General features: G+C 64.8%; 25 protein-coding genes. 15 read left to right on the top strand and 10 right to left on the bottom strand.

What is annotated here, in order from left to right; all coding sequences use genetic code 11:
* Positions 1-70: 70 nt before the first annotated feature.
* The gene (locus ACVWWQ_RS09910) at positions 71-412 is read right to left on the bottom strand and encodes an MGMT family protein (RefSeq protein WP_133949275.1); all 342 of its coding nucleotides are present in this window, start codon (positions 410-412) and stop codon (positions 71-73) included.
* Positions 413-478: 66 nt separating this feature from the next.
* Between ACVWWQ_RS09910 and ACVWWQ_RS09905 the strand changes: the two genes are divergently transcribed.
* Complete coding sequence (locus ACVWWQ_RS09905) at positions 479-883, top strand: hypothetical protein (RefSeq protein WP_099653758.1); 405 nt, start codon at positions 479-481, stop codon at positions 881-883.
* Positions 884-895: 12 nt separating this feature from the next.
* Here ACVWWQ_RS09905 and ACVWWQ_RS09900 read toward each other — a convergent pair whose 3' ends face one another.
* Both ACVWWQ_RS09900 and ACVWWQ_RS09895 read right to left on the bottom strand, forming a co-directional pair.
* Positions 896-2,008 (bottom strand): inorganic phosphate transporter, encoded by a 1,113-nt coding sequence (locus tag ACVWWQ_RS09900; RefSeq protein ID WP_099653759.1) that lies wholly within the window; start codon positions 2,006-2,008, stop codon positions 896-898.
* Between the two features lie 87 nt (positions 2,009-2,095).
* The gene (locus ACVWWQ_RS09895; protein WP_099653865.1) at positions 2,096-2,725 is read right to left on the bottom strand and encodes a pit accessory protein; all 630 of its coding nucleotides are present in this window, start codon (positions 2,723-2,725) and stop codon (positions 2,096-2,098) included.
* Positions 2,726-2,871: 146 nt separating this feature from the next.
* Between ACVWWQ_RS09895 and ACVWWQ_RS09890 the strand changes: the two genes are divergently transcribed.
* Entirely contained in the window at positions 2,872-4,194 is a 1,323-nt protein-coding gene (locus ACVWWQ_RS09890) for a hemolysin family protein (RefSeq protein WP_099653760.1), read from the top strand.
* 18 nt (positions 4,195-4,212) lie between these two features.
* On the opposite strand, the gene ACVWWQ_RS09885 is transcribed toward ACVWWQ_RS09890, so the two are convergent.
* A complete protein-coding gene (locus ACVWWQ_RS09885) occupies positions 4,213-4,971 on the bottom strand; it encodes an RNA methyltransferase (RefSeq protein WP_133947716.1) in 759 nt (252 codons plus the stop codon).
* Between the two features lie 113 nt (positions 4,972-5,084).
* Here ACVWWQ_RS09885 and ACVWWQ_RS09880 point away from each other — a divergent pair, with 113 nt between their 5' ends.
* Positions 5,085-5,888: an inositol monophosphatase family protein gene (locus ACVWWQ_RS09880; protein ID WP_099653762.1), complete on the top strand. Its 804-nt coding sequence runs from the start codon at positions 5,085-5,087 to the stop codon at positions 5,886-5,888.
* 44 nt (positions 5,889-5,932) lie between these two features.
* On the opposite strand, the gene hda is transcribed toward ACVWWQ_RS09880, so the two are convergent.
* The 3 genes from hda to ACVWWQ_RS09865 all read right to left on the bottom strand — a co-directional run bounded on the left by hda (position 5,933) and on the right by ACVWWQ_RS09865 (position 8,878).
* Positions 5,933-6,643: a DnaA regulatory inactivator Hda gene (gene hda, locus ACVWWQ_RS09875; protein WP_133947718.1), complete on the bottom strand. Its 711-nt coding sequence runs from the start codon at positions 6,641-6,643 to the stop codon at positions 5,933-5,935.
* Positions 6,640-7,809: an AI-2E family transporter gene (locus tag ACVWWQ_RS09870; RefSeq protein WP_099653764.1), complete on the bottom strand. Its 1,170-nt coding sequence runs from the start codon at positions 7,807-7,809 to the stop codon at positions 6,640-6,642. The genes hda and ACVWWQ_RS09870 overlap by 4 nt, the downstream gene beginning before the upstream one ends.
* An 85-nt stretch (positions 7,810-7,894) precedes the next feature.
* On the bottom strand, positions 7,895-8,878 hold the full coding sequence (locus tag ACVWWQ_RS09865) for a DUF2066 domain-containing protein (RefSeq protein WP_133947720.1): 984 nt from the start codon (positions 8,876-8,878) through the stop codon (positions 7,895-7,897).
* 151 nt (positions 8,879-9,029) lie between these two features.
* On the opposite strand from ACVWWQ_RS09865, the gene purM reads away from it, so the two are divergent.
* From purM to ACVWWQ_RS09850, 3 genes are read left to right on the top strand one after another with little or no spacing between them, the layout of a single operon-like run.
* Complete coding sequence (purM, locus tag ACVWWQ_RS09860; RefSeq protein ID WP_133947722.1) at positions 9,030-10,064, top strand: phosphoribosylformylglycinamidine cyclo-ligase; 1,035 nt, start codon at positions 9,030-9,032, stop codon at positions 10,062-10,064.
* A gap of 8 nt (positions 10,065-10,072) precedes the next feature.
* The gene (gene purN / locus ACVWWQ_RS09855; RefSeq protein WP_099653767.1) at positions 10,073-10,738 is read left to right on the top strand and encodes a phosphoribosylglycinamide formyltransferase; all 666 of its coding nucleotides are present in this window, start codon (positions 10,073-10,075) and stop codon (positions 10,736-10,738) included.
* A gap of 35 nt (positions 10,739-10,773) precedes the next feature.
* Positions 10,774-11,481, top strand: a complete 708-nt coding sequence (locus ACVWWQ_RS09850; protein WP_133949277.1) for a DUF3108 domain-containing protein — start codon at positions 10,774-10,776, stop codon at positions 11,479-11,481.
* A 3-nt stretch (positions 11,482-11,484) separates the two neighbouring features.
* On the opposite strand, the gene ACVWWQ_RS09845 is transcribed toward ACVWWQ_RS09850, so the two are convergent.
* Genes ACVWWQ_RS09845 through ACVWWQ_RS09835 form a run of 3 tightly spaced genes read right to left on the bottom strand, consistent with a single transcriptional unit; the run spans position 11,485 to position 13,401 of the window.
* Complete coding sequence (locus ACVWWQ_RS09845; protein WP_133947724.1) at positions 11,485-11,826, bottom strand: hypothetical protein; 342 nt, start codon at positions 11,824-11,826, stop codon at positions 11,485-11,487.
* A 30-nt stretch (positions 11,827-11,856) separates the two neighbouring features.
* Positions 11,857-13,116: a UDP-N-acetylglucosamine 1-carboxyvinyltransferase gene (murA, locus tag ACVWWQ_RS09840; protein ID WP_099653769.1), complete on the bottom strand. Its 1,260-nt coding sequence runs from the start codon at positions 13,114-13,116 to the stop codon at positions 11,857-11,859.
* A 45-nt stretch (positions 13,117-13,161) separates the two neighbouring features.
* On the bottom strand, positions 13,162-13,401 hold the full coding sequence (locus tag ACVWWQ_RS09835) for a BolA/IbaG family iron-sulfur metabolism protein (RefSeq protein ID WP_099653867.1): 240 nt from the start codon (positions 13,399-13,401) through the stop codon (positions 13,162-13,164).
* Positions 13,402-13,612: 211 nt separating this feature from the next.
* On the opposite strand from ACVWWQ_RS09835, the gene ACVWWQ_RS09830 reads away from it, so the two are divergent.
* The 9 genes from ACVWWQ_RS09830 (at position 13,613) to rapZ (ending at position 21,164) form a co-directional block, all read left to right on the top strand.
* Positions 13,613-14,623, top strand: coding sequence for a KpsF/GutQ family sugar-phosphate isomerase (locus ACVWWQ_RS09830; RefSeq protein WP_133947726.1), 1,011 nt, complete (start codon positions 13,613-13,615; stop codon positions 14,621-14,623).
* Between the two features lie 80 nt (positions 14,624-14,703).
* Positions 14,704-15,252, top strand: a complete 549-nt coding sequence (locus tag ACVWWQ_RS09825) for a KdsC family phosphatase (protein WP_133949279.1) — start codon at positions 14,704-14,706, stop codon at positions 15,250-15,252.
* Positions 15,249-15,845, top strand: a complete 597-nt coding sequence (gene lptC, locus ACVWWQ_RS09820; protein ID WP_099653772.1) for an LPS export ABC transporter periplasmic protein LptC — start codon at positions 15,249-15,251, stop codon at positions 15,843-15,845. The genes ACVWWQ_RS09825 and lptC overlap by 4 nt, the downstream gene beginning before the upstream one ends.
* Positions 15,808-16,401 carry a lipopolysaccharide transport periplasmic protein LptA gene (lptA, locus tag ACVWWQ_RS09815; RefSeq protein ID WP_133947728.1) on the top strand — a complete coding sequence of 198 codons (594 nt, stop codon included), beginning with the start codon at positions 15,808-15,810 and terminating at the stop codon, positions 16,399-16,401. Before lptC ends, lptA begins: the two co-directional genes overlap by 38 nt.
* 3 nt (positions 16,402-16,404) lie before the next feature.
* On the top strand, positions 16,405-17,124 hold the full coding sequence (gene lptB, locus ACVWWQ_RS09810) for an LPS export ABC transporter ATP-binding protein (protein ID WP_133947730.1): 720 nt from the start codon (positions 16,405-16,407) through the stop codon (positions 17,122-17,124).
* 96 nt (positions 17,125-17,220) lie between these two features.
* Positions 17,221-18,678: an RNA polymerase factor sigma-54 gene (locus ACVWWQ_RS09805; protein ID WP_099653775.1), complete on the top strand. Its 1,458-nt coding sequence runs from the start codon at positions 17,221-17,223 to the stop codon at positions 18,676-18,678.
* 150 nt (positions 18,679-18,828) lie between these two features.
* Positions 18,829-19,152 carry a ribosome hibernation-promoting factor, HPF/YfiA family gene (gene hpf, locus ACVWWQ_RS09800; RefSeq protein WP_099653776.1) on the top strand — a complete coding sequence of 108 codons (324 nt, stop codon included), beginning with the start codon at positions 18,829-18,831 and terminating at the stop codon, positions 19,150-19,152.
* 157 nt (positions 19,153-19,309) lie between these two features.
* Positions 19,310-20,260 carry an HPr(Ser) kinase/phosphatase gene (hprK, locus tag ACVWWQ_RS09795; protein WP_099653868.1) on the top strand — a complete coding sequence of 317 codons (951 nt, stop codon included), beginning with the start codon at positions 19,310-19,312 and terminating at the stop codon, positions 20,258-20,260.
* Positions 20,261-20,264: 4 nt separating this feature from the next.
* A complete protein-coding gene (gene rapZ, locus ACVWWQ_RS09790) occupies positions 20,265-21,164 on the top strand; it encodes an RNase adapter RapZ (RefSeq protein WP_099653777.1) in 900 nt (299 codons plus the stop codon).
* Positions 21,165-21,180: the final 16 nt, after the last annotated feature.

The raw sequence follows: 21,180 nt of genomic DNA, 5'->3' as shown, positions 1-21,180 counted from the left end.
ACGCATGCTACCAAAACCGACCTGCGCGCCCGCCGGAAACACCGGTGATCCAGCGTCAGACGGTCACGGCTCAGTTGTCCGGCATGCCCCACAACGCGTGATCCAGATCGGCATCCAGACCGAACCGCGACAACGGCACGCGCCCATTCCGGACCTCGATGCCCTCGGCCTTGAGCCGGCGGGACTGTTCAAGGAAGCCGCGACTCCCCGGAGGCATGGCGATGCGCCCGCTGGAACGCAGCACGCGAAACCACGGCAGCTCCATGCCCTCGGGCACTTCCCCCAGCAGCCGGCCGACCATGCGCGCCCGACCGGGCAGCCCGGCCCGGGCGGCGATCGCGCCATAGCTGGCGACACGCCCCCGCGGTATGGCGGCAATGGCGGCATAGATACGGGCAGCCGGATCATTCATGTATTCACGCGACGCACGGGGATCCATGTCAGAGTAGCTTCCGATCTTCGTCAGCGGAAGCCGCAAATGCGCCACTTCGAAGCCGTGCGTTCCCACGTGGGCAGCTTGCATGAGCTGCGCCACAACGATCCTTACCTGATCAGCTTCGACCTGAAACTGGCGCAAGACCGTTTTCAGGGCATCTACCTGGCTGAACTGGAAGACGAGGCTGGTCGTCGCTACCTGCGCATTTCCACACCGGTCGGCCCGCTTGCCGGCACCGATCCCAATCGATGCCTGCGCTTCAACTGGCAACAGCGCACGGGTTTTCTCGCGGTCGCCGACCTGGATGGGTCGCCCTACCTGCACTTGTGCGAGAACCGCCCCTACGAGTTCCTCGATCAGGCGGAGTTGCAACGTCTGGTCGATGAACTGGGCGCGCTGGGCGACCAGCTGGAACAGCTCATCGCGACCAACAGCGATTCGCTCTAGGCGAACCCGGAGTCAGTCCACCAGCCGGAACAGCAACACCAGGCCGTAAGCCAGCAACGCGGTGATCGGCAAGGTGAGCACCCACGCCCACACCATGCGTTCGACCACCGACCAGCGAATGGCACTGAAGCGCTTGGCCGCGCCCACGCCCATGATCGATGCCGACACGTTGTGCGTGGTCGAGACCGGAATGCCGAATACCGACGCCACCAGAATCACCGCGGCCGAGCTGGTTTCGGCGGCGAAGCCGTTGATGGGGTGCAACTTGACCATCTTGTGGCCCAGCGTCTTGATGATCCGCCAGCCACCACCGGCCGTGCCGGCTGCCATGGTCAAGGCGGACACCACCTTCACCCACACCGGGATGACAAAGCCGCCAGCCGGATTGCCGTCGATGCGCAGGAAACCGAGCCAGTTCGGCAATTGATCGAACTGGTGCGCCGCGGTGCCACCGGCCAGTGCCAGCGCAATGATGCCCATGCTTTTCTGCGCGTCGTTCATGCCATGGGCAACGCCCATCGCACCGGCTGACAGGATCTGCGCCTTGCCGAAGAACGAATTGACGAAAGGCGTGCGACCGAACCGGCGCAACCAACCCTGGCGGTTCGCAAACCAGGCCAGCAGCGCGTACAGCGCGCCCATCAACAGGAAACTGATGATGAAGCCGGCCAGCGGTGACAGCACCATTGGAACGATCACCTTGGGAATCACGCCGGCGCCCTTGAGCACGCTGCCCTCGACCCAGATCACCGAATTGAAATTGTTGCTGGACGCAGCGATCGCCGCACCCACCAGCGAACCGACCAGTGCGTGACTGGAACTTGAGGGCAGGCCCAGCCACCAGGTGATCAGGTTCCACACGATCGCTGCCAGCAGGGCGCAGATCAGCAACTGCGAGCTCATCTCGATCACGCCGGCATTGATCAGCCCCGAGGCAATGGTCGCGGCCACTGCCGTACCCATGAACGCGCCGAGCAAGTTGGTGCCCGCCGCCATCAGCACGGCCTGGCCCGGAGTCAGCACCTTGGTGGCCACCACGGTGGCGATGGAATTGGCGGTGTCGTGGAAACCGTTGATATAGGTGAAGAGCAGCGCGATTACCACCACCGCAATGACGATACTCATGCGCGCTCACCACAGCAGGACGGGAGGTCACACGGGGTGGCATGCCATGCCGGACGAAGTGCAATGCGCTGGGTCACGGGCGTGGCCTCAGGAGTTCTTCAGCACGATCGAATACACGATGTTGCCCACGTCGCGGCATTTGTCGATGGCCTTTTCAATCAGCTCGAACAGATCCTTCGCCAACACCGCGCGCATCACGTCGCCGCCTTCCACGTACAGTGTGCGATAAGGCGCCAGCAGCATGCGATCCCCCTCGGATTCCAGCGCCTGCAGGCGATCCTGCAGCTTCTTCACCGAATCGATGCGCAACCCGCGGCGCAACTCATGCACCATCTGCACCACCACCGCACTGGACTGCTCCAGCACCAGCGCGCGCTGGGCGAAATCCACGCCGACCAGGCGATCGGCCACGATTTCGTAACGCTCGGCGAATTTCTCCACCGTCTTGGGAATCTTGTACAGCGCCGAGTTCAGCGCCTCGATATCTTCGCGGTCGAGCGCGGTCACGAAGGTATTGACCAACCCTTCGCTGATCTGGGCGGCCAGTTCCTTTTCGCGCGCGCGCGTCACCGTGAAAGCGGCCATCACCTGTTCGGCGCCCGGCTTGGTCAACAGCGCATGCAGCGCCTTGGCGCTTTCGTGAGCGGTCTCGGCGCTTTGTTCCAGCAAGCCGTAGAACTTGTCGCCTTTGCCGAAAATCGTCTGCAGTGAAAACATGCGGGCCATGCCTGAGATAACAGAATAACGGGGATGTTACAGGACTGCCGTGCTGCCCTGCATCAACGCACGCGCCCGGATGGGGTGATGTGAAGGGTCAACACCACTTACACTGTGGCCATGCACCCTCCCCCATCATTACCGCGATGCTGACCCAAATCGCGCTCGTCCTCGTGCTGGCCCTGTGCAACGGTTTCTTCGCGCTGTCGGAGATGGCTCTGGTGGCTTCGCGCAAGAGCCGCCTGAAGCAGATGGCCCGGAACAGCCGCAAGGCGGCTCTGGCGCTGCGGCACGCCGAAGCTCCCGAACACTTCCTGTCGACCGTGCAGGTCGGCATCACCCTGGTCATGCTGATCACCGGTGCGATTGCCGGTGATGCGCTGGGTGGCCATATCGCCGCCTTGCTGCAAGGCGCCCGCCTCGGCTGGTTGCTGCCTTACGCACATGTCATCGGCATCGTGCTCGGCTTCGTGCTGATCTCCTTCATCCAGATCGTGATTGGCGAACTGGTGCCCAAGCGGCTGGCGCTCGCTTCACCGGAAAGGGCAGCCACCTACGTGGCGTATCCGATGCTGGTGCTGTCGCGGATCACCGCGCCCTTCGTGTGGTTGCTCAACGTGTCCAGCAACTTGCTGCTGCGCATGCTGCGGGTCAATCAGCAAGGCCGCGGCGTGGTCACCGAAGAAGAGATTCGCCTACTGGTCGCCGAGAGCGCCGAACAGGGCGTGCTCGATCCGGACGAACACAACATGGTCAATCGGGTGTTGCGGCTGGGCGACCGCACGGTGGACAGCGTGATGACGCCGCGCATGCGCATCGCCTGGCTGGACATTGCCGGCACCCGTGAGGAGAACGTCGAGGTACTGCGCGATACGCCGTATTCGCGTTATCCCGTTTATCGCGGCGATGAAAGCGACGTGGTGGGCGTGGTCGAGGTCAAAAGCCTGCTGCACAGCTTTGCCGAAGGCAAACCGGAATTGTTCGAACACCTGTCCAAGCCGCTGTTCGTGCCCGCCGCAGCGCGCGCGCTGGATTTGCTGGAGGAATTCCGCGACGCCGAGACGCCGCTGGCGCTGGTCGTCGACGAGTACGGCGACATCGAAGGCGTGGTTACCGTCAATGACCTGCTCGCTGCCGTGGTCGGCGCCAGCCAGATCGGGCACGGCACCGGCAACGACGACAGCCCGATCATGCAGCGTGCCGATGGCAGCTGGCTGGTCGACGGCAGCCTGCCCACCGACGACCTGCGCGAACTGCTGCACATCGGCAAGCTGCCGGGCGAGGATGAGCACGACTTCCGCACCGTCGCCGGCATGGTGATGACGGCGCTGGGCCATATACCCCAGACCGGCGAGGTGTTCGCCTGGCACGGCATCCGCTTCGAAGTGGTCGATCTCGACGGCGCCCGCATCGACAAGCTGCTGGTGACGCCGGCGCCCTCGCTGGAACCCGCCGATGACGAAATGTAGGAGCGACGCCGCTGAGGACTACCGGCCCTTCGCCAAACCGGCCATCCGCTGCGCATCGGCGAGGATCCCGTGCAGCACGCGCAACTCCCGTTCGTCCGGCTGGGCCCGCTGGAACAGCTTGCGCAGGCGCAGCATGATCGTGGTCGGTTCACGCCCTTTGTGGAACTCGATGTCGTCCAGCGTCTGTCCCAGGTGACGGTAGAACTGCTCCATCTGTCCCGCATCCGCCGGGGGTTCGTCATGTTCCGGCGGCGGTTCGGGCAGGTTGTCGCCCAGCATGGCCAGGCGAATTTCATAGGCCATCACCTGCACCGCCTGTGCCAGGTTGAGCGAGCTGAAATCGTCGACGCTCGGAATCCGCACCATGGCGTGGCAGCGCGCTAGCTCCTCGTTCTCCAGCCCGGTTCGCTCGTTGCCGAACACCAGCGCCACCTGTTCGCCACGCATGGCCGCCGCCAGCACCTGCTGCGCTGCCTCGCGCGGCGACAGTTCCGGCAGGTTCACTCCGCGTCGGCGCGCTGACAGACCCAGTGCCAGGCTACTGCCGGTCAGACCCTCGATCAGTTCGCGGTGGATGCCCGCACGTTCCAGCACGTCGTCGGCACCGGCGGCCAGCGCATTGGCTTCCGGATCGGGGAAACGATACGGCGACACCAGCTCCATCCGCTCGAAACCCATGGTGCGAATCGCCCGCGCCGCACTGCCAATATTGCCCGGATGCGAGGTACGCACCAATACATAGCGGATGCGGGCGGCGAGGTCGTGGAGATCGGTCATGCGCGGCAGGGATTGGCTATTGGGGTCGACAAGGATAGTGGACAAGGGCGGCCGGGGCTCGCCTCTGCTAGAATTCCCGGCCGCAAACCCGCTCTCTTCCAAAGTCGAAACCCATGGCCCGACCACACGTCACGATCGCGGCGCGCGCCGCCCGTTCCGCAGGCAACATCATCCTGCGCTACATGAACCGCATCGACGGCCTCAACATCGTCGAGAAACAGCAGCTGGATTTCGTCTCCGAAGTCGACAAGCTGGCCGAAGCGGAGATCATCAAGGAACTGCGCCGCGCCTACCCCGACCACGCGATCCTCGCCGAGGAAAGCGGCCAGACCGGCAAGGGCCCGCTGACCTGGGTGATCGACCCGCTTGATGGCACCCACAACTACCTGCGCGGCATCCCGCACTTCAGCGTGTCCATTGCACTGCTGGAAAAAGGCGTGCCGATTCACGCGGTGGTGTTCGACCCGCTGCGCGACGAGCTGTACACCGCCAGCAAGGGCGACGGCGCGTACATCAATGATCGCCGCATGCGCGTGGGCAAGCGCGAGAACCTGGGCGGCGCGATGATCGCCACCGGCTTCCCGTTCCGCCAGCGCGAACACCTGGTGCCGCAAATGGACATGACCCGCGCGATCCTTGGCCAGGCCGAGGACATCCGTCGCTCCGGCTCTGCCGCGCTCGACCTGGCCTACGTCGCCGCCGGCCGCTACGACGGCTACTTCGAGATCGGCCTGAAGCCGTGGGACATGGCGGCCGGCGTGCTGCTGGTGCACGAAGCCGGTGGTCGCTACTGCGATTTCGCCGGTCGTGACGGCATTCCGGAGAGCGGCAACATCATCGCCGGCAACCTCAACGTGGCCAAGGCCATGGTCGACGCGATCGGGCAGCAGGCCACGCCGGCACTGCTCAAGGCCTGAGCTGTCCTCATCCGGGAAAGGCGCCTGCGGGCGCCTTTTTTGTTTCAGGCCGACCGGTCTTCACCGGCGTCGCGCAGGAATTCACGCAGAAACGGCACCGTGATCCGGCGCTGTGCCGCCAGCGAGGCCTGGTCCAGTCGGTCCAGCAAATCGAGCAGCGCACCGAGGTCACGGGCGTAGCGGGCGAACAACCAGTCCAGCACCACGTCGTCGAGCTGGATGCCGCGCAAGGCCGCCTGCGCCTTGAGCACTTCACGGCGCTCGGCATCGTCCAGCGCCTTCAACGCAAACTGGGTGCAGGCGCCCAGGCGCGAGCGCAAATCCGGCAGGCCCAACGCCAATTGCGTCGGCGTGGCATCGGCGGCAAACAGCAGTGCCGTGCCTTCCGCCCTGGCCCGGTTGTAGAGATCGAACAAGGCGTGTTCGGCGTCGCGACTTCCCGCGATCGCCTGCAAGTCATCCAGTGCCAGCAACTCGCTGCCAGCCACGCCGCGCAGCGCCGTTGCCGGATCGGCCAGTGCAGCAAGCGGCAGGTATTGCACCGTGCGACCCGTGCCACTGGCCGCGTGACAGGCGGCGATCAACAAATGGCTTCTGCCGCTGCCGGCGGCGCCGGCAAGGTAAACCCACGGCGACCCGGGCTGCAGCGCCAGCGCGCGCACAGCCGCCAGGGCGGGCGCATTGGCGCCGGCATGGAAGTGTTCGAAGCGCTGACGACGTGGCCAGCGCAGCGCCAGCGGCAACTGCGGAATCATGGCGTGGACGAATCGCCCGGGATGCCCACGGCATCCGTCTGCACCTCGCCATCACGATGCACGGTGACGTCGACCTCGGCGATCACCGGATCCTCCGGCCCTTCCTCGTTGTACAGCTCGCTCATCCGATAGCGTTCAAGCAGGTAGCGCAGCAGCACCATGATCACCGATGCCGCCGGCAGCGCGAGCAGCACGCCCAGGAAGCCGAACAGGTAGCCGCCGGCCAGCACCGCGAACATCACCGCCACCGGGTGCAGGCCGATCTTGTCGCCGACCAGCTTGGGCACCAGCACATAACCTTCCAGCAGCTGGCCGACGGCGAACACGCCACAGACCATCAGCACATGAGTCCAGTCGCCGAACTGCACGAGCGCGGCGATGATCGCCGCGACGAAGCCGATGATGAATCCCAGGTACGGCACGAAACTGAGCAGACCGGCCACCAGGCCGATCAACAAGCCCACGGATAGCCCGACCAGGCCCAGACCCGCGCCGTAGAACACGCCCAGCGCCAGCATCACCAACAACTGGCCCCGCACGAACGCGCCCAGGATCTTGTCCGCTTCACCCGCCAGATGCGCGATCGTCGGCTCGATCGAACGCGGCAGCATAGTGTCGATCTTCGCCACCAGCCGGTCCCAGTCGCGCAGCAGGTAGAACGCCACCACCGGAATCAGCACCAGGTTGGTCAACCACATCGCGATGCCCAGGCCCGAACGCGAGACCTTGCCGATCACCACGGTGGCCACGCCGCCAATCGAGCCGATATGTTCCTTGATCGCCGCAAGCAGCCGGTCACTGTCGAAGGTATGCGGATCCAGGTGCAACCGGGCTTGCAGCCACGGCCACACGGTGTTCTGCGCCCAATCGCCATAACGGGGCAAGTTGCTGATCAGGTTTTCCACCTGACGGGCTATCAGCGGAATGAGCAGCAGCAGCACGCCCACGACGACGACCATGATCACCACGAAGACGATCGTGGCAGCCCACATCCGGCTCAACCCGAAACCTTCCAGCCGGTCGGCCAGCGGATCACCCAGATAGGCCAGCATCGCCGCCACGGCGAACGGCATCAGTACCGGCGCGAGCAGCCAAACCAGATAACCAAACACCACCACGATGGCCAGCAACTGCCAGCGACGCGAGATTTCCTTGTCGTGATTCACCCGACACGCCCCTGCAAGTGATGGATGTCCGCCTCAAGCGTCCGCACATCGACGCGCGGGGTTGTGCGAGGGACTCGCATCCGGCTCAACGCAACCAGCGCAGGTTGGCGTCCGCACCCGGATGCGCTTCACCCTGCAGCAACAGATGGCCGCCGGCGGCGAGGTTCGCGGCCAGCGCGCTGATCGGAATGGTGGCTTTCACGTCCAGAAGCACCCCGTCATTCTCCGCCCCCAGGGTCAGCACCTGCTTCACGGTCGGATCATTCTGCAGGGCGGCTATCAGGTTGGCATAAGCCATCGCGTTGCTCAGGCCGCTGACCCACAGCTTGCCCTCGCTCGGCGTGTCACCGATCACGTTGAGCTGCTTGCCCAGGCGATCGACCAACCCTTTGCCGGCATCGCCCAAAAGCGTGCCCGTGTCGGCGCCCTGGCCGCTCCAATGTTGCGCCTGACCACCCGAAATCAGTGTCCAGTCGGCGCTGTCACCATGCAGCTTGCCAAGCAAAACCAGGCCCGTGCGGTATTGCTGGTTGACCGTGGCCAGTGCCACCGGATCGGCCGCCGCAATCTTGGCCGGGTCAAGCTTGTGCGCCGCATCCGGATACGCCACCTCGGTGCCCCGCGCCGCAGCAGCGGCCGCCAGGCTGGTCAGCGCGGATCGATCCATCAGATGGCCGGCACGGTCCTTCACCAGCAACAACACCGGCGGCTTGATGCCTGCGCTTTGCACGCCAAGCTTCGAGACCAGTCGCCGGACCGAACCCGGCTCGAAATCGACATTCAGAACCATGCCGGTGGCGGCGCGCTGATACTGGAACTTCTGCACCAGCGAAGCGGCCTTGCCCAGCGCATCGGCATAACCGGCGTTGCTGCGCAGATCCTGCCCTCCGGCGACGCGGGTAAGCACCTGACCCAACGCCGTGGAAAACGCCTGATCGCGCTGCGCATCACTGGTGTCCGCCACCGGCACGACCACCGAATAGGGTGAACCGGCGACCTGGGCGTGCAAGGACGGCAAGGCGGCAAAAGCCAACAGCAAAGTGACGATCAGCAGGCGGGAAAGGCGCATGGGTGCGGGCATCTTCAGGGGAAATCTCCCGGGAAGTCTGCCCAATAGTCGCCCCAGCGTCCATCGCAGTCATTGCCGGAGCCGCTCAGGGCAGACGGCAACCCATTGCAAGCTGCTAAACTTCCGCGTTTCATCCACCCCGGTTTTCGCCATGTCTGACGCCCTCACCTACTGCGCCGCAGGCGTCGATATTGATGCCGGCAATGCGCTGGTCGAACGCATCAAGCCGCTGGTCAAGCGCACCCTGCGACCTGAGGTGATGGGCGGACTGGGTGGCTTCGGCGGCCTGTTCGACCTATCCGGGCGCTACAAGGAACCGGTGCTGGTCTCCGGCACCGATGGCGTGGGCACCAAACTGAAGCTGGCGCAGATGCTGAACCGCCACGAGACGATCGGCATCGATTTGGTCGGCATGTGCGTCAACGACGTGCTGGTCCAGGGCGCCGAACCGCTGTTCTTTCTCGACTATTTCGCCACCGGCAAGCTGGACGTGGATACCGCCGCGGCCGTGGTCGGCGGCATTGCCACCGGCTGCGAGCTGGCCGGCTGCGCGCTGATCGGCGGTGAAACCGCCGAGATGCCTGACATGTATCCGCCGGGCGAATACGACCTGGCAGGGTTTACCGTGGGCGCGGTGGAGAAGTCGCAGATGCTGACCGGCGCAGCGATCGCCGCCGGCGACGTGATCCTCGGTGTCGCATCGAGCGGTCCGCACTCGAACGGCTATTCGCTGGTCCGCAAGATCCTCGATCGCGCCGGAGCCCCGCTGGACCTCGATCTCGACGGCATGAAGCTGGGCGACGCGCTGATGGCGCCGACCACGATTTACGTGAAGCCGATGCTGGAGCTGCGTCGCGCCCTGCCCGAGCAGGTCCACGGCATGGCCCACATCACCGGCGGCGGCCTCAAGGAAAACATCATTCGCGTGGTACCCGACGGCCTGGGCATCGCGTTGCAGGCGTCGGCCATCGTGCTGCCACCGGTGTTCGACTGGCTGATGCGCGAGGGCAACGTGGCGCGCGAGGAAATGTGGCGCACGTTCAACTGCGGCATCGGCTTCACGGTGATCCTGCCGCGCGACGCCGTTGCCGATGCTTCCGCCCTGCTGACTCGGCACGGCCTGGCCAGCTCCTTGATCGGCGAGATCGTGCCCGCGCAGGGCGACGAACGCGTGCATATCGGCTGATCGGTTCCGTGCCGGCCACGCCCGTCAAAGTCGCCGTGCTCGCCTCCGGGCGCGGCAGCAACCTGGCCGCACTGCTCGACGCGCGAGACCGGGGCGAACTCCCGATCGACTTCGTCCTGGTAGGCAGCGACAAGGCCGGCGCCGGCGCACTGCGACTGGCCGAAGCGGCGAATATCCCCACCCTCGCGCTGGATCCACGCAGTTATCCGGACCGACGCGCATTCGACCTCGACCTGTTCGCCCGCATCACCGCCAGCGGCGCCGAGTGGCTGGTGCTGGCCGGCTTCATGCGCATTCTCGACGGCGAGGCATTGCGTCCGTGGGTAGGCCGCATCATCAACATCCACCCCTCCCTGCTGCCGAAGTATCGCGGCCTGCATACCCACCGCCGAGCCCTCGAGGCCGGTGACGTCGAACATGGCGCCAGCGTGCATTTCGTCACCGCCGAACTCGATGGCGGCCCGGTGATCGCGCAAGCACGCCTGCCGATCACCCCCGAAGACGACGAACAGGGGCTGGCGCAGCGTCTGCTGCCGCTGGAGCATCGCCTGCTGCCGGCTGTGCTGGCCGAACTGGCCAGCGGTCGCCTGCAATGGGACGGCCAGGCTCCGCGATTTGACGGCCAACGGTTGTCGATGCCATTGCAACTCGGTGACCACGGCCTGCTGCCTTAAATCAGGTTCAGTCCCGCATGCGCAAACTCAGCGGCATGACTATCCGATTCCTGCTCGCTCCCCTGCTCGGCCTCGGCCTGCTGTTTGGCAACCAGGCCGGCGCCACCACCGCGCCCCGTGCCTTCACCGCCACCTACAACGTGTTGCAGGGAGGCCAGCCGATGGGTGTGGCAACAGTCCAGCTGCGTGCGGCCGGTAACGGCCAGTGGACCTACAGCAAGGACGTCAAGGGCACCGGCGGACTGGCGGCACTGCTCGGCGCCAGCGTCAACGAATCCTCGCGTTTCCGCTGGAAGAATGACGTGCCGGAAGCGATCAGCTACGACTACCAGATGGAGGCGGCGGTGAAACAGAAGCAGCGCCATCTGAGCGTCGACTGGGCGACAAACCAGGTCAGCGTCGACGAGGGCAAGGGCGCGCAGCATTACCCGGCCCGGCCCGGCATGGTCGAGCGCAACACCCTGGCACTGGCGCTCGGGTTCGCGCTTCGCGACGGCAAGCAGCAGGTTTCGCTGCCCGTGGCGGTGCGACAGGAAGTGCAGACACAGAATTTCAAGGTCACCGGCAAGGAAGCGATCAAGGTTCCCGCCGGCAGTTTCGACGCCGAACGAATCGACCGAACCGACGCCGACCGCGGTTTCAGCGCGTGGTATGCACCGGACCGTTACCCGGTACCGGTGAAACTGTCGCAGCACGACGGTGGCGACCTGGTGCTGGAACTGGTGAGTTACCACCAGCAGTAGCTTTCACGCTTGCGACGACAACTGGCTCGGCTGTTCGGACTGAGAAGTCAGGTTCGATTGCAGCCATTCTCTGGCACGCGGCTGTATCAGCCAGTACGCATTGATCAGGCTTCCCAGCATGCTGCCGACAAACAGTCCGGCAAAATGCAGAAGTTCGCCGTCGTAACCCAGCCAGCGGCGAATCGCGTCGATGCCGGAAATACAGACAAAGAACAGCGGCAGCGTGAGCCAGATGCCGCGGGCGGTGTTGCTGCGACTCACTGCCTCGCGCCACCACGCCCGCCGGTCCGCTGCAGCCACCGCGTGCAATTCGGGAACGTCCTTCAATCGCAGATAACGTTTCATGACGTCCAGCCCACGCGATGATCAAACGGGTCAGTTCGGCAGGCGCCGGATCTTCGCGCCGAGCACACCCAGCTTCTCTTCGATGTTCTCGTAGCCGCGATCGATGTGATAGACGCGATCAACGATCGTGTCGCCCTTGGCGACCAGACCGGCCAGCACCAGGCAGGCCGAGGCGCGCAGGTCGGTGGCCATGATCGGCGCGCCGCTCATTTCGGACACGCCCTGGATCACCGCGGTGTTGCCTTCGAGCTGGATGTTGGCGCCCAATCGCTGCAGTTCCTGCGCATGCATGAAGCGGTTCTCGAATACCGTTTCGGTCACCACGCCGGTGCCTTCGGCCACGCAGTTGAGTGCCGTGAACTGCGCCTGCATGTCGGTGGGAAAAGCGGGGTACGGCGCGGTGCTGATGTTGACCGCCTTCGGCCGCCGCCCGCCCATGTCCAGCTCGATCCAGTCGTCGCCGGTGGAGATGTGCGCGCCGGCCTCTTCCAGCTTGGCCAATACCGCTTCCAGCGTGTTGGCTCGGGCATGCCGCGCACGCACCTTGCCACCGGTCATCGCCGCGCCCACCAGATAGGTACCGGTTTCGATGCGGTCGGGCAGCACGTCGTGCTGGGCACCGTGCAGTCGTTCGACACCGTGGATCACCATGGTGGACGTGCCCACACCCTCGATCTGCGCACCCATCGCGATCAGGCAATGCGCCAGGTCGACCACTTCCGGCTCCTGCGCGGCGTTCTCGAGCACGGTGGTGCCCTGCGCCAGGGCCGCGGCCATCATGATGTTCTCGGTGCCGGTGACGGTGACCATGTCCATCACGATGCGGGCGCCTTTCAGCCGCTTCGCCTTCGCCTTGATGTAGCCATTCTCGACCGTGATCTCGGCGCCCAGCGCCTGCAGGCCACGGATGTGCTGGTCGACCGGACGCGAGCCGATCGCGCAGCCGCCCGGCAAGGACACTTCCGCTTCACCGAAACGCGCCACCAGCGGACCCAGCACAAGGATCGATGCACGCATGGTGCGCACCAGATCGTATGGCGCCACGCAGGTGCTGGTGGTGCGCGGATCGACATGCATCTTCATGCGGTCGTCCAGTACCAGCCGCACGCCCATCTGGCCAAGCAGCTCGATGAACGTGGTGACGTCGTGCAGGTGCGGCACGTTGCCGATGCTGACCGGCTCATCGGCCAGCAGGCAGGCAGCGAGAATCGGCAACACGGCATTCTTGGCGCCGGAAATGGCGACCTCGCCATTGAGCGGCGTGCCGCCACTGATCAGGATCTTGGCCATCGAAAGTCCTTCAATGAAACGTGAAAAGGAAAGCGGCTGCGGCCATCAATGGCGCGCCGCGACTTCCTCGGGGGTCAGGGTTTTCAGTGCCAGCGCGTGGATGGCGCCGCCCATCAGCTCGCCGAGCGTGGCATATACCAGCCGGTGCCGGGCCAGCGGCAATTTGCCGGCGAACTGGCTGGCGACCACGGTGGCCTCGAAATGCACGCCGTCGGCGCCGCTGACTTCCACCTGGGCACCAGGCAGGCCTTGTTCGATCATCGCCTGGATGCGGCTGGAGTCCATCGGAAAGTGTTCCATGCGGTAGGTCGGCCAGCCGGAAGGCGGACTCCAGGTCGATCGGAATCCATTGGGCTGGCTTATGACGTTAAACTGCGAAGATGCCATGGTAATGGAAATACGCTGGCGCAGAAATGACACCGGCTGCGCGGCAGGCCAAATCGGCCCGTCATTTGCGGCCTTCCGGCCCTCCCGGCCCGTCTTTTACCGAGTCCTCATGAACGCACGCACCGCTTCGTCCGCCCCCGTCTTGCTGGATCCGGACCGCATCACCCGCAGCGCCCGCACGGTAATCGCCACCGAAGCGGCGGCAACGCAGGCACTGGAGTCGCGGATCGGACCGGAGTTCGTGGAAGCCTGCCGGTTGATTCTGGGCTGCACCGGGCGCGTGGTGGTCAGCGGCATGGGCAAGTCCGGCCATATCGGGCGCAAGATCGCCGCCACGCTGGCGTCCACCGGCACACCGGCGTTCTTCGTGCACCCCGGCGAAGCCAGCCATGGCGACCTCGGCATGATCCTGCCGCAGGACGTGGTGCTGGCGCTGTCCTATTCCGGCGAGACCGACGAGCTGCTGCTGATCCTGCCGGTGATCAAGCGCCAGGGCATTCCGTTGATCGCGATCACCGGACGCCCCACCTCCTCTCTTGCCAGCCAGGCCGACGTACACCTCGATGGCAGCATCTCCAGCGAGGCCTGCCCGCTGGGTCTGGCGCCCACCACCAGCACCACGGTGGCGCTGGTCTGGGGCGACGCGTTGGCGATCGCCCTGCTCGAAGCGCGCGGCTTCACCTCCGACGACTTCGCCCGTTCGCACCCGGCCGGTGCACTGGGCCGGCGCCTGCTGCTGCACATCAGCGACGTGATGCATACCGGCGATGACGTACCGAAGGTCCCCTCCCATGCCGGCGTTACCGCCGCCCTGGTCGAGATGACCCGCAAGCACCTGGGCATGACCGCCGTGGTCGATGCCGAACAGCGCCTGCTCGGCGTGTTCACCGACGGTGACCTGCGCCGCGCGCTGGACGATGAAGGCGTCGACCTGCGGGGCGCCACCGTGGCTGAACTGATGACGCGCGGACCGAAGACCATCGGCGCCGACAAGCTGGCGGCAGAAGCGGCCCAGCTGATGGAGAAATACCAGATCCATGCGCTGCTGGTGGTCGACGAGGAACAACGCGTGGTCGGCGCGCTGAACATTCATGATCTGCTCCGTGCACGTGTGGTCTGATGCGGATTCGTCTCGACGCATCCGCGAAATCGAACAAGCCTCGCTTTTGACCTTCCTCCGCAGACCCCGTGCCTGAACCCGTGCCCGAAAGCTATCCCGCCAATCTCTCCGAGAACATCCTCGCCCGCGCCGCGAAAATTCGCCTGGCCGTGTTCGACGTGGACGGCACGCTGACGGACGGGCGCCTGTGGTACGGCGAAGACGGCCATGAAACCAAGGTGTTCCACGTGCACGACGGACTGGGCCTGAAGCGCCTGCAGGCCAACGACGTGCAAGTGGCCATCATCACCGCGCGGATCAGCCACCCGGTGGCGCTGCGCGCGGAGGAACTGGGCATCAGCCACGTTTACCAAGGCCAGAGCGACAAGCGCGCCTGCCTGCGCGAACTGCTGGACGCTCTGCATCTGGTGCCGGAGCAGGCCGCCTTCGTCGGCGACGATCTGCCCGACCTGCCTCCCATGCACATCGCCGGCCTCGCGGTGGCGGTGGCCAATGCCCACCCCTGGGTCGCTGAAGCGGCGCACTGGCAGACTAGCCGCGGCGGCGGCATGGGCGCGGCACGCGAAGCCTGCGACCTGATCCTGCACGCCCAAGGCAAGAGCGACGCCGAACGGGAGCGCTGGCTGTGAGTCTGCGACTCTGGCTGCGCGACCGGCGCCTGCCGGCCGCGACCATCGCCATCGCACTGGCCGCCGGTGTGGCCCAGCTGTTCCTGTGGTGGTTCGGGCCGGCGCCGAAAACCAACGACTTCGTCGGCCCGCCCCGTTCCGGCTATACCCTCACCAACGCCCGCATGACCGAGTTCAACGTCGACGGGCAACCGAGTTTCCACCTTCAGTCACCCCATCTGGAACGACGCGAAGGCGACGACTCGCTGTACCTCAACTCCCCCACCTTCCAGTTGCCGGCCAAGCAGGATGGCGTACCGGACTGGGAAGGTCAGTCGCTGTATGGCTGGGTCAACAAGAGTGGCACCGAGCTGAAACTGCAAGGTCCCGTCGACATGCACCGGGCCGCCTTCCAGGACGCGCCGGCAGCGCAGATCACCACCGCCGACATCACCGCCTGGCCGAAGCAGAATCGGCTGGAGACCGCCGCACCGGCGCAGATGGTGCAAGGCGGCACTAGAATCAGCGGTATCGGCATGCGTGCCGACCTCAACGACAAACACCTGGAGCTGCTCGATGACGTTCATGCCATCTTCCCGCCGCGCAAGCGCTAGGTTCGCGCTCGGCATTGCCGTTCTCGCCCTGCTGGCGGCCCAGCCTGCGCTGGCGAAAAAGAGCGACCGTCAGCAGGAAATGCACGTCGGCGCGAAACATTTCGACGGCTTCCAGAAGCCCAACAGCATCAGCACGCTGACCGGCAGCGTGGTGATCACCCAGGGCACGCTGAAAGCCACCGGCGCCCAGGCCAAGGTCTATTTCGACGCCGACAGCCAGATCAGTCGCGTGGTGATCACCGGCAACCCGGCGCATCTGGAGCAACTGGACGAGAACAACAACCTGGTGCTCGGCGATGCCGCCACGCTTGACTACGACAACCTCAAGGGCATTGCGGTACTCACCGGCCATGCGTCCATCACGCAGAAAGGTCGTGGCGACGCGCACGGCGACAAACTCACCTACAACACCGAAACCAGCCAGATGACTGGCGAAAGCAGTGGCGATGGCCTGGTACACATGACCTTCAAGCCCAAGGCAAAACCCGCGGAAGGCACGCCAGCTGCCACCTCGACGCCAGCTCCGGCCCAACCGACCCCGCAGGGACAGCCGTAACCGATGCTCTCCGCCGAAGGTCTGCAAAAGAGTTTCAAGTCGCGCCAGGTCGTGCGCGAGTTCGGCTTCTCGATCCGCGAGGGCGAAGTGGTCGGCCTGCTCGGCCCCAACGGCGCCGGCAAGACCACCTGCTTCTACATGGTGGTTGGCCTGATCGAAGCCGATGCCGGCAGCATCAAGCTGGACAAGCGCGACATCACCGGCCTGCCGATGCATGCCCGCGCAAAACTCGGCATCGGTTACCTGCCGCAGGAAGCCTCGGTGTTCCGACGACTCAGCGTGGCCGACAACATCATGGCCGTGCTGGAACTGCGCGAGGGCCTGACGTCGCAGCAACGCGATGCCGAACTGGAAAACCTGCTGGACGAACTGAAGATCGCCCACATCGCCGAACAGAAAGGCGTCAGCCTGTCCGGCGGCGAACGACGCCGGGTCGAAATCGCGCGCGCACTGGCCGCCAATCCGCGCTACATGCTGCTGGACGAACCGTTTGCGGGCGTCGACCCGATCTCGGTGGGCGAGATCCAGCGCATCGTGCGGCACCTCAAGGAACGCGGCATCGGCGTGCTGATCACGGATCACAACGTGCGCGAAACCCTGGGCATCTGCGACCGCGCCTACATCCTCAACGAGGGTGAAGTGCTCTCGCGCGGCACGCCGGCGCACATCCTCGCGGACGAGAAAGTGCGCGAGGTCTACCTGGGCCGCGAATTCAAGCTCTGAAAAGCTGTCGCGACAACATCAGGCTTCGGCGCCGGGCTATGGCCGTGTCTGCGGGCCCGGGTTACGATGTCCCTGACCCCTTTCGACCCGGCTGGCATGAAACCCGCATTACAGTTTCGCCTCCACCAGCAGCTGACGCTGACGCCCCAATTGCAGCAGGCCATTCGCCTGTTGCAGTTGTCGCAACTGGAACTGGAAGCCGAATTGCGGCAGATCGCCGAGAGCAATCCTCTGCTGGAGTTTGCCGAGGAAGCCGAGGACGAAGAATCTCCGGAAATCAGCAGCACTGAATTCGACTATCCCAGTGCCGAATCGGTGGCAGCGGCAGGCAGCAACGACGAGAACGACGGCAGTGACTGGTCCGAAAGCGGCCGCACCGCGGAAGCGCCGATCGATTTCTCCAGCAATGGCTCCGGCAACAGTGCCAGCTCACGCGGCGACGAAGACTTCGAACCGCAAAACGCCGTACCCGAAACGCTGCAGCAACACCTGTTGTGGCAACTCAATCTTGCGTCGTTTAATCCGCGGCAGCATCTGATCGCCACCGTGCTGATCGATGCACTGAACCCCGCGGGCTACGTGACCGACGGGCTGGACGCTGTCATCGCCGCCTTGCCCGCCGGTTTCGACGCCAGCATCGCGGAGATCGAGGCGGTGCGTCATCGGATCCAGGGATTCGATCCGGCCGGGGTGGCCAGCCTCGACCTGCGCGATTGCCTGCGCGTGCAATTGCAGCAATTTGATCCGGACACGCCGCACCGCGATCTGGCATTGCGCATCGTGGACAGCGAACTGGACCTGCTGGCGCGCAACGATATCGTCCGGCTGGCAAGGCGCCTGCGCGCCAGCGAGGACGAGGTGGCCGACGCGGCGGTATTGATCCGCAGCCTCGATCCTCGCCCCGGCGCGGCCTTGGACACCACGCCGGTGGAATACGTGGCGCCGGACGTTTACGCGCTGCGCGACGGCCCACGCTGGCGGGTCAGCCTGAACGCGGATGCGCAACCCCGACTGGGCTTGAATCAGCATTATTGCGGCCTGATTGCCAAGGCGCGAGGCGAGGATGCCAGCTGGATGCGTGGGCAATTGCAGGAAGCGCGCTGGCTGATCAAGAGCCTGGAATCCCGTGCCGAAACCCTGCTCAAGGTGGCCGACGCGATCGTGCGGCGGCAAAGCGCGTTTCTCGACTACGGCCCGGAAGCGATGCACCCGCTGGTGCTGCGCGAGGTCGCCGAGGAAGTGGGCATGCACGAATCCACCATTTCCCGCGTCACCACCCGCAAATACCTGCACACGCCGCGCGGCACGTTCGAACTGAAATACTTCTTCTCCAGCGGCGTGTCCACCGAGGACGGCGGCAGCGCCTCGGCCACCGCGATCCAGGCCATGCTGCGCAAATTGATCGAGGCGGAAGACCCGCGCAAACCGCTGTCCGACCTCGCCATCGCGGAGGAACTGAAGCGCAAGGGCATCCAGGTGGCCCGCCGTACCGTGGCCAAGTACCGGGAAGGTTTGCGCATTCCCACGTCCAACGAACGCCAGCGCGCAAGCTGAACGTCCGCATCCCTCGCGCGGGAACTTGGTTAACGGAAAAACGCTCCCATACCTGTTACAGATGGATTGACGATGTGACGGTGCCTCGGCCCGTCACATCCAACCCCGCCGCGACGAAACGCGGTACTGCACCACCAGAGGAGGCGACCCATGCAATTCCAACTCAGCGGCCAGCAGATTGAAGTTACCCCGGCCTTGCGCGATCACGCCACGGCCAAGCTCGACCGCCTTACCCGCCTCGACGACAAACTGATCAGTCTTGCGATCGTGCTGTCGGTCGACAAGCTCCAGCAGCGCGCGGATGGAACGCTCAACACCGTGGGCGCCACCCTGCACGCCGAAGCCACCGAGGCCGACATGTACGCTTCGATCGATGTGTTGTTCGACAAGCTGGTCGCCCAGTTGCGCAAGCATCGCGAGAAAGTCGCTGACAAGCACCAGCGCGAAGCGCGTGAAGAACGCCAATACGGTTGATTCCACCTCCCCACTCACCCGAAACGGCCCGCCACGCGCGGGCCGTTTCCTTTTCTGAACACGCGTATCCGCCCAAACTGGCACAATGACCACGCCGCTGCGAAGCCCCGCCGGGCAACCCGAAGCAGCACCCGAAAACACCACAGGGACCGAAGGCTTGGACCGGATCAGCGCACGACAACTCTACGACGGTGTCCACGAGCGCATGGCCTTGCGCTGGGTGTCGGGCATGCGTGGGGAATCGCGGGTGCTGGAACCGGGCGTGGCCCAGGCACGCCGGCCGTCGCTGATCGGTTACCTCAACGTCATCTATCCCAACAAGGTGCAGATCATCGGTTCGGAAGAGCTGAACTTCCTCGACGGACTGGATTCGCGCCAGCGCTGGGAAGTGATGCACAAGATCGCTGCCTATCAGCCGGTGGCGCTGATCGTGACCAAGGACCAGCCGATCCCGGCCGACCTGCGCGATGTCGCCGACGAAACGGACACCCCGCTGTGGATCAGTGCCAAGCGTGGCCACGAATTGCTGACCTACCTGCAATACCATCTGGCGCGCATGCTGGCGGCCAAGGTCACCTTGCACGGCGTGTTTCTGGAAGTGTTCTCGATCGGCGTGCTGATCACCGGCGAAGCCGGCTCGGGCAAGAGCGAGCTGGCGCTGGAACTGATCAGCCGCGGCCACCGCCTGGTCGCCGACGACGCCACCGAGTTCACCCTGATTGCGCCGGACGTGATCGATGGCACCTGCCCGGAACTGCTGCAGGATCTGCTGGAAGTACGCGGCCTGGGCGTGCTCAACGTGCGCGAGATGTTTGGCCACATGTCGGTCAAGACGTCCAAATACCTGCGACTGGTGATCCACCTCAAGCCGTTGCGTGACGGCGAGGACATCGACGCATTGACCCGACTCACCGGCGACATCGGCCACCGTGAGGTTTTTGATGTGCAGGTGCCGAAAATCACCTTGCCGGTCGCCTCCGGCCGCAACCTGGCCGTGCTGGTCGAGGCCGCGGTGCGCAGCCATGCACTGAAGAGCAAGGGCATCGACCCGGCCCAGACTTTCATTGACCGCCAGGCGCACCAGTTGCGCCGGCTGCCACCCTGGTGAATGCATGAACGAAAATACTCCGCTGCTGAACCCGCAGGTCGATCCGCACGAGATCCATCTGATCGTGCTCACCGGCATGTCCGGTGGCGGCAAGACGGTCGCCTTGCGCGCGATGGAGGACCTGGAGTTCTACTGCGTCGACAACCTGCCCTCGGCCCTGCTGCCGCAGCTGGTCAATGCGGTGATCGAGGGCAACAGCAAGCACCGGCGCATTGCGGTCGGCGTCGATGTGCGCAACCGCGGCGCCGACTTCGCCTACATGCCGACCGTCCTGTCCGAATTGGCGGCAGCGGGCGTGCAGGTGCACCTGCTGTTCCTGGACTGCCGCGACGACGTGTTGATCAAGCGCTATTCGGAAAGCCGCAGACGCCATCCACTGGCCAATCGGGGTGTATCGCTGGCTGACACCATCGTCGAGGAGCGCAAGCTGCTGCGTCCGCTGATGGCGATCGCGGAAAAAGTGATCGACTCCAGCGACCTCAACGTGCACCAGTTGCGCCGGCTGGTGGCCACCGCTTATGCCCAGGCCACCGAAGGCCTGACCGTGATGTTCCAGTCGTTCGCGTTCAAGCGCGGGCTGCCGCTGGACGCCGATTTCGTGTTCGATGCACGCTGCCTGCCCAATCCTCACTGGCAGGCCCACCTGCGCCCGCTGTCGGGCAAGGACGCGCCAGTGCGCGAGTATCTGGAAAATCAGCCGCTGGTCGCCGAATACTTCCTCGACACCGCGCGCTGGCTGGACGCCTGGCTACCCCGCTTCGAGCAGGACGACCGCAGCTACGTGACCATTTCGATCGGCTGCACCGGCGGTCGACACCGTTCGGTTTACTTGGTCGAGAAGCTGGCCGCGTACTATCGTGACAGCCGCGAAGGTGTGCTCACCTTCCATCGTGAGCTGGAATGAACATGATGCTTTTCTC

Source organism: Rhodanobacter sp. TND4EL1, assembly GCF_054061035.1.
The sequence above is the reverse complement of the archived record's forward strand: the minus strand, read 5'-3'. Positions and strand labels throughout refer to the sequence as shown.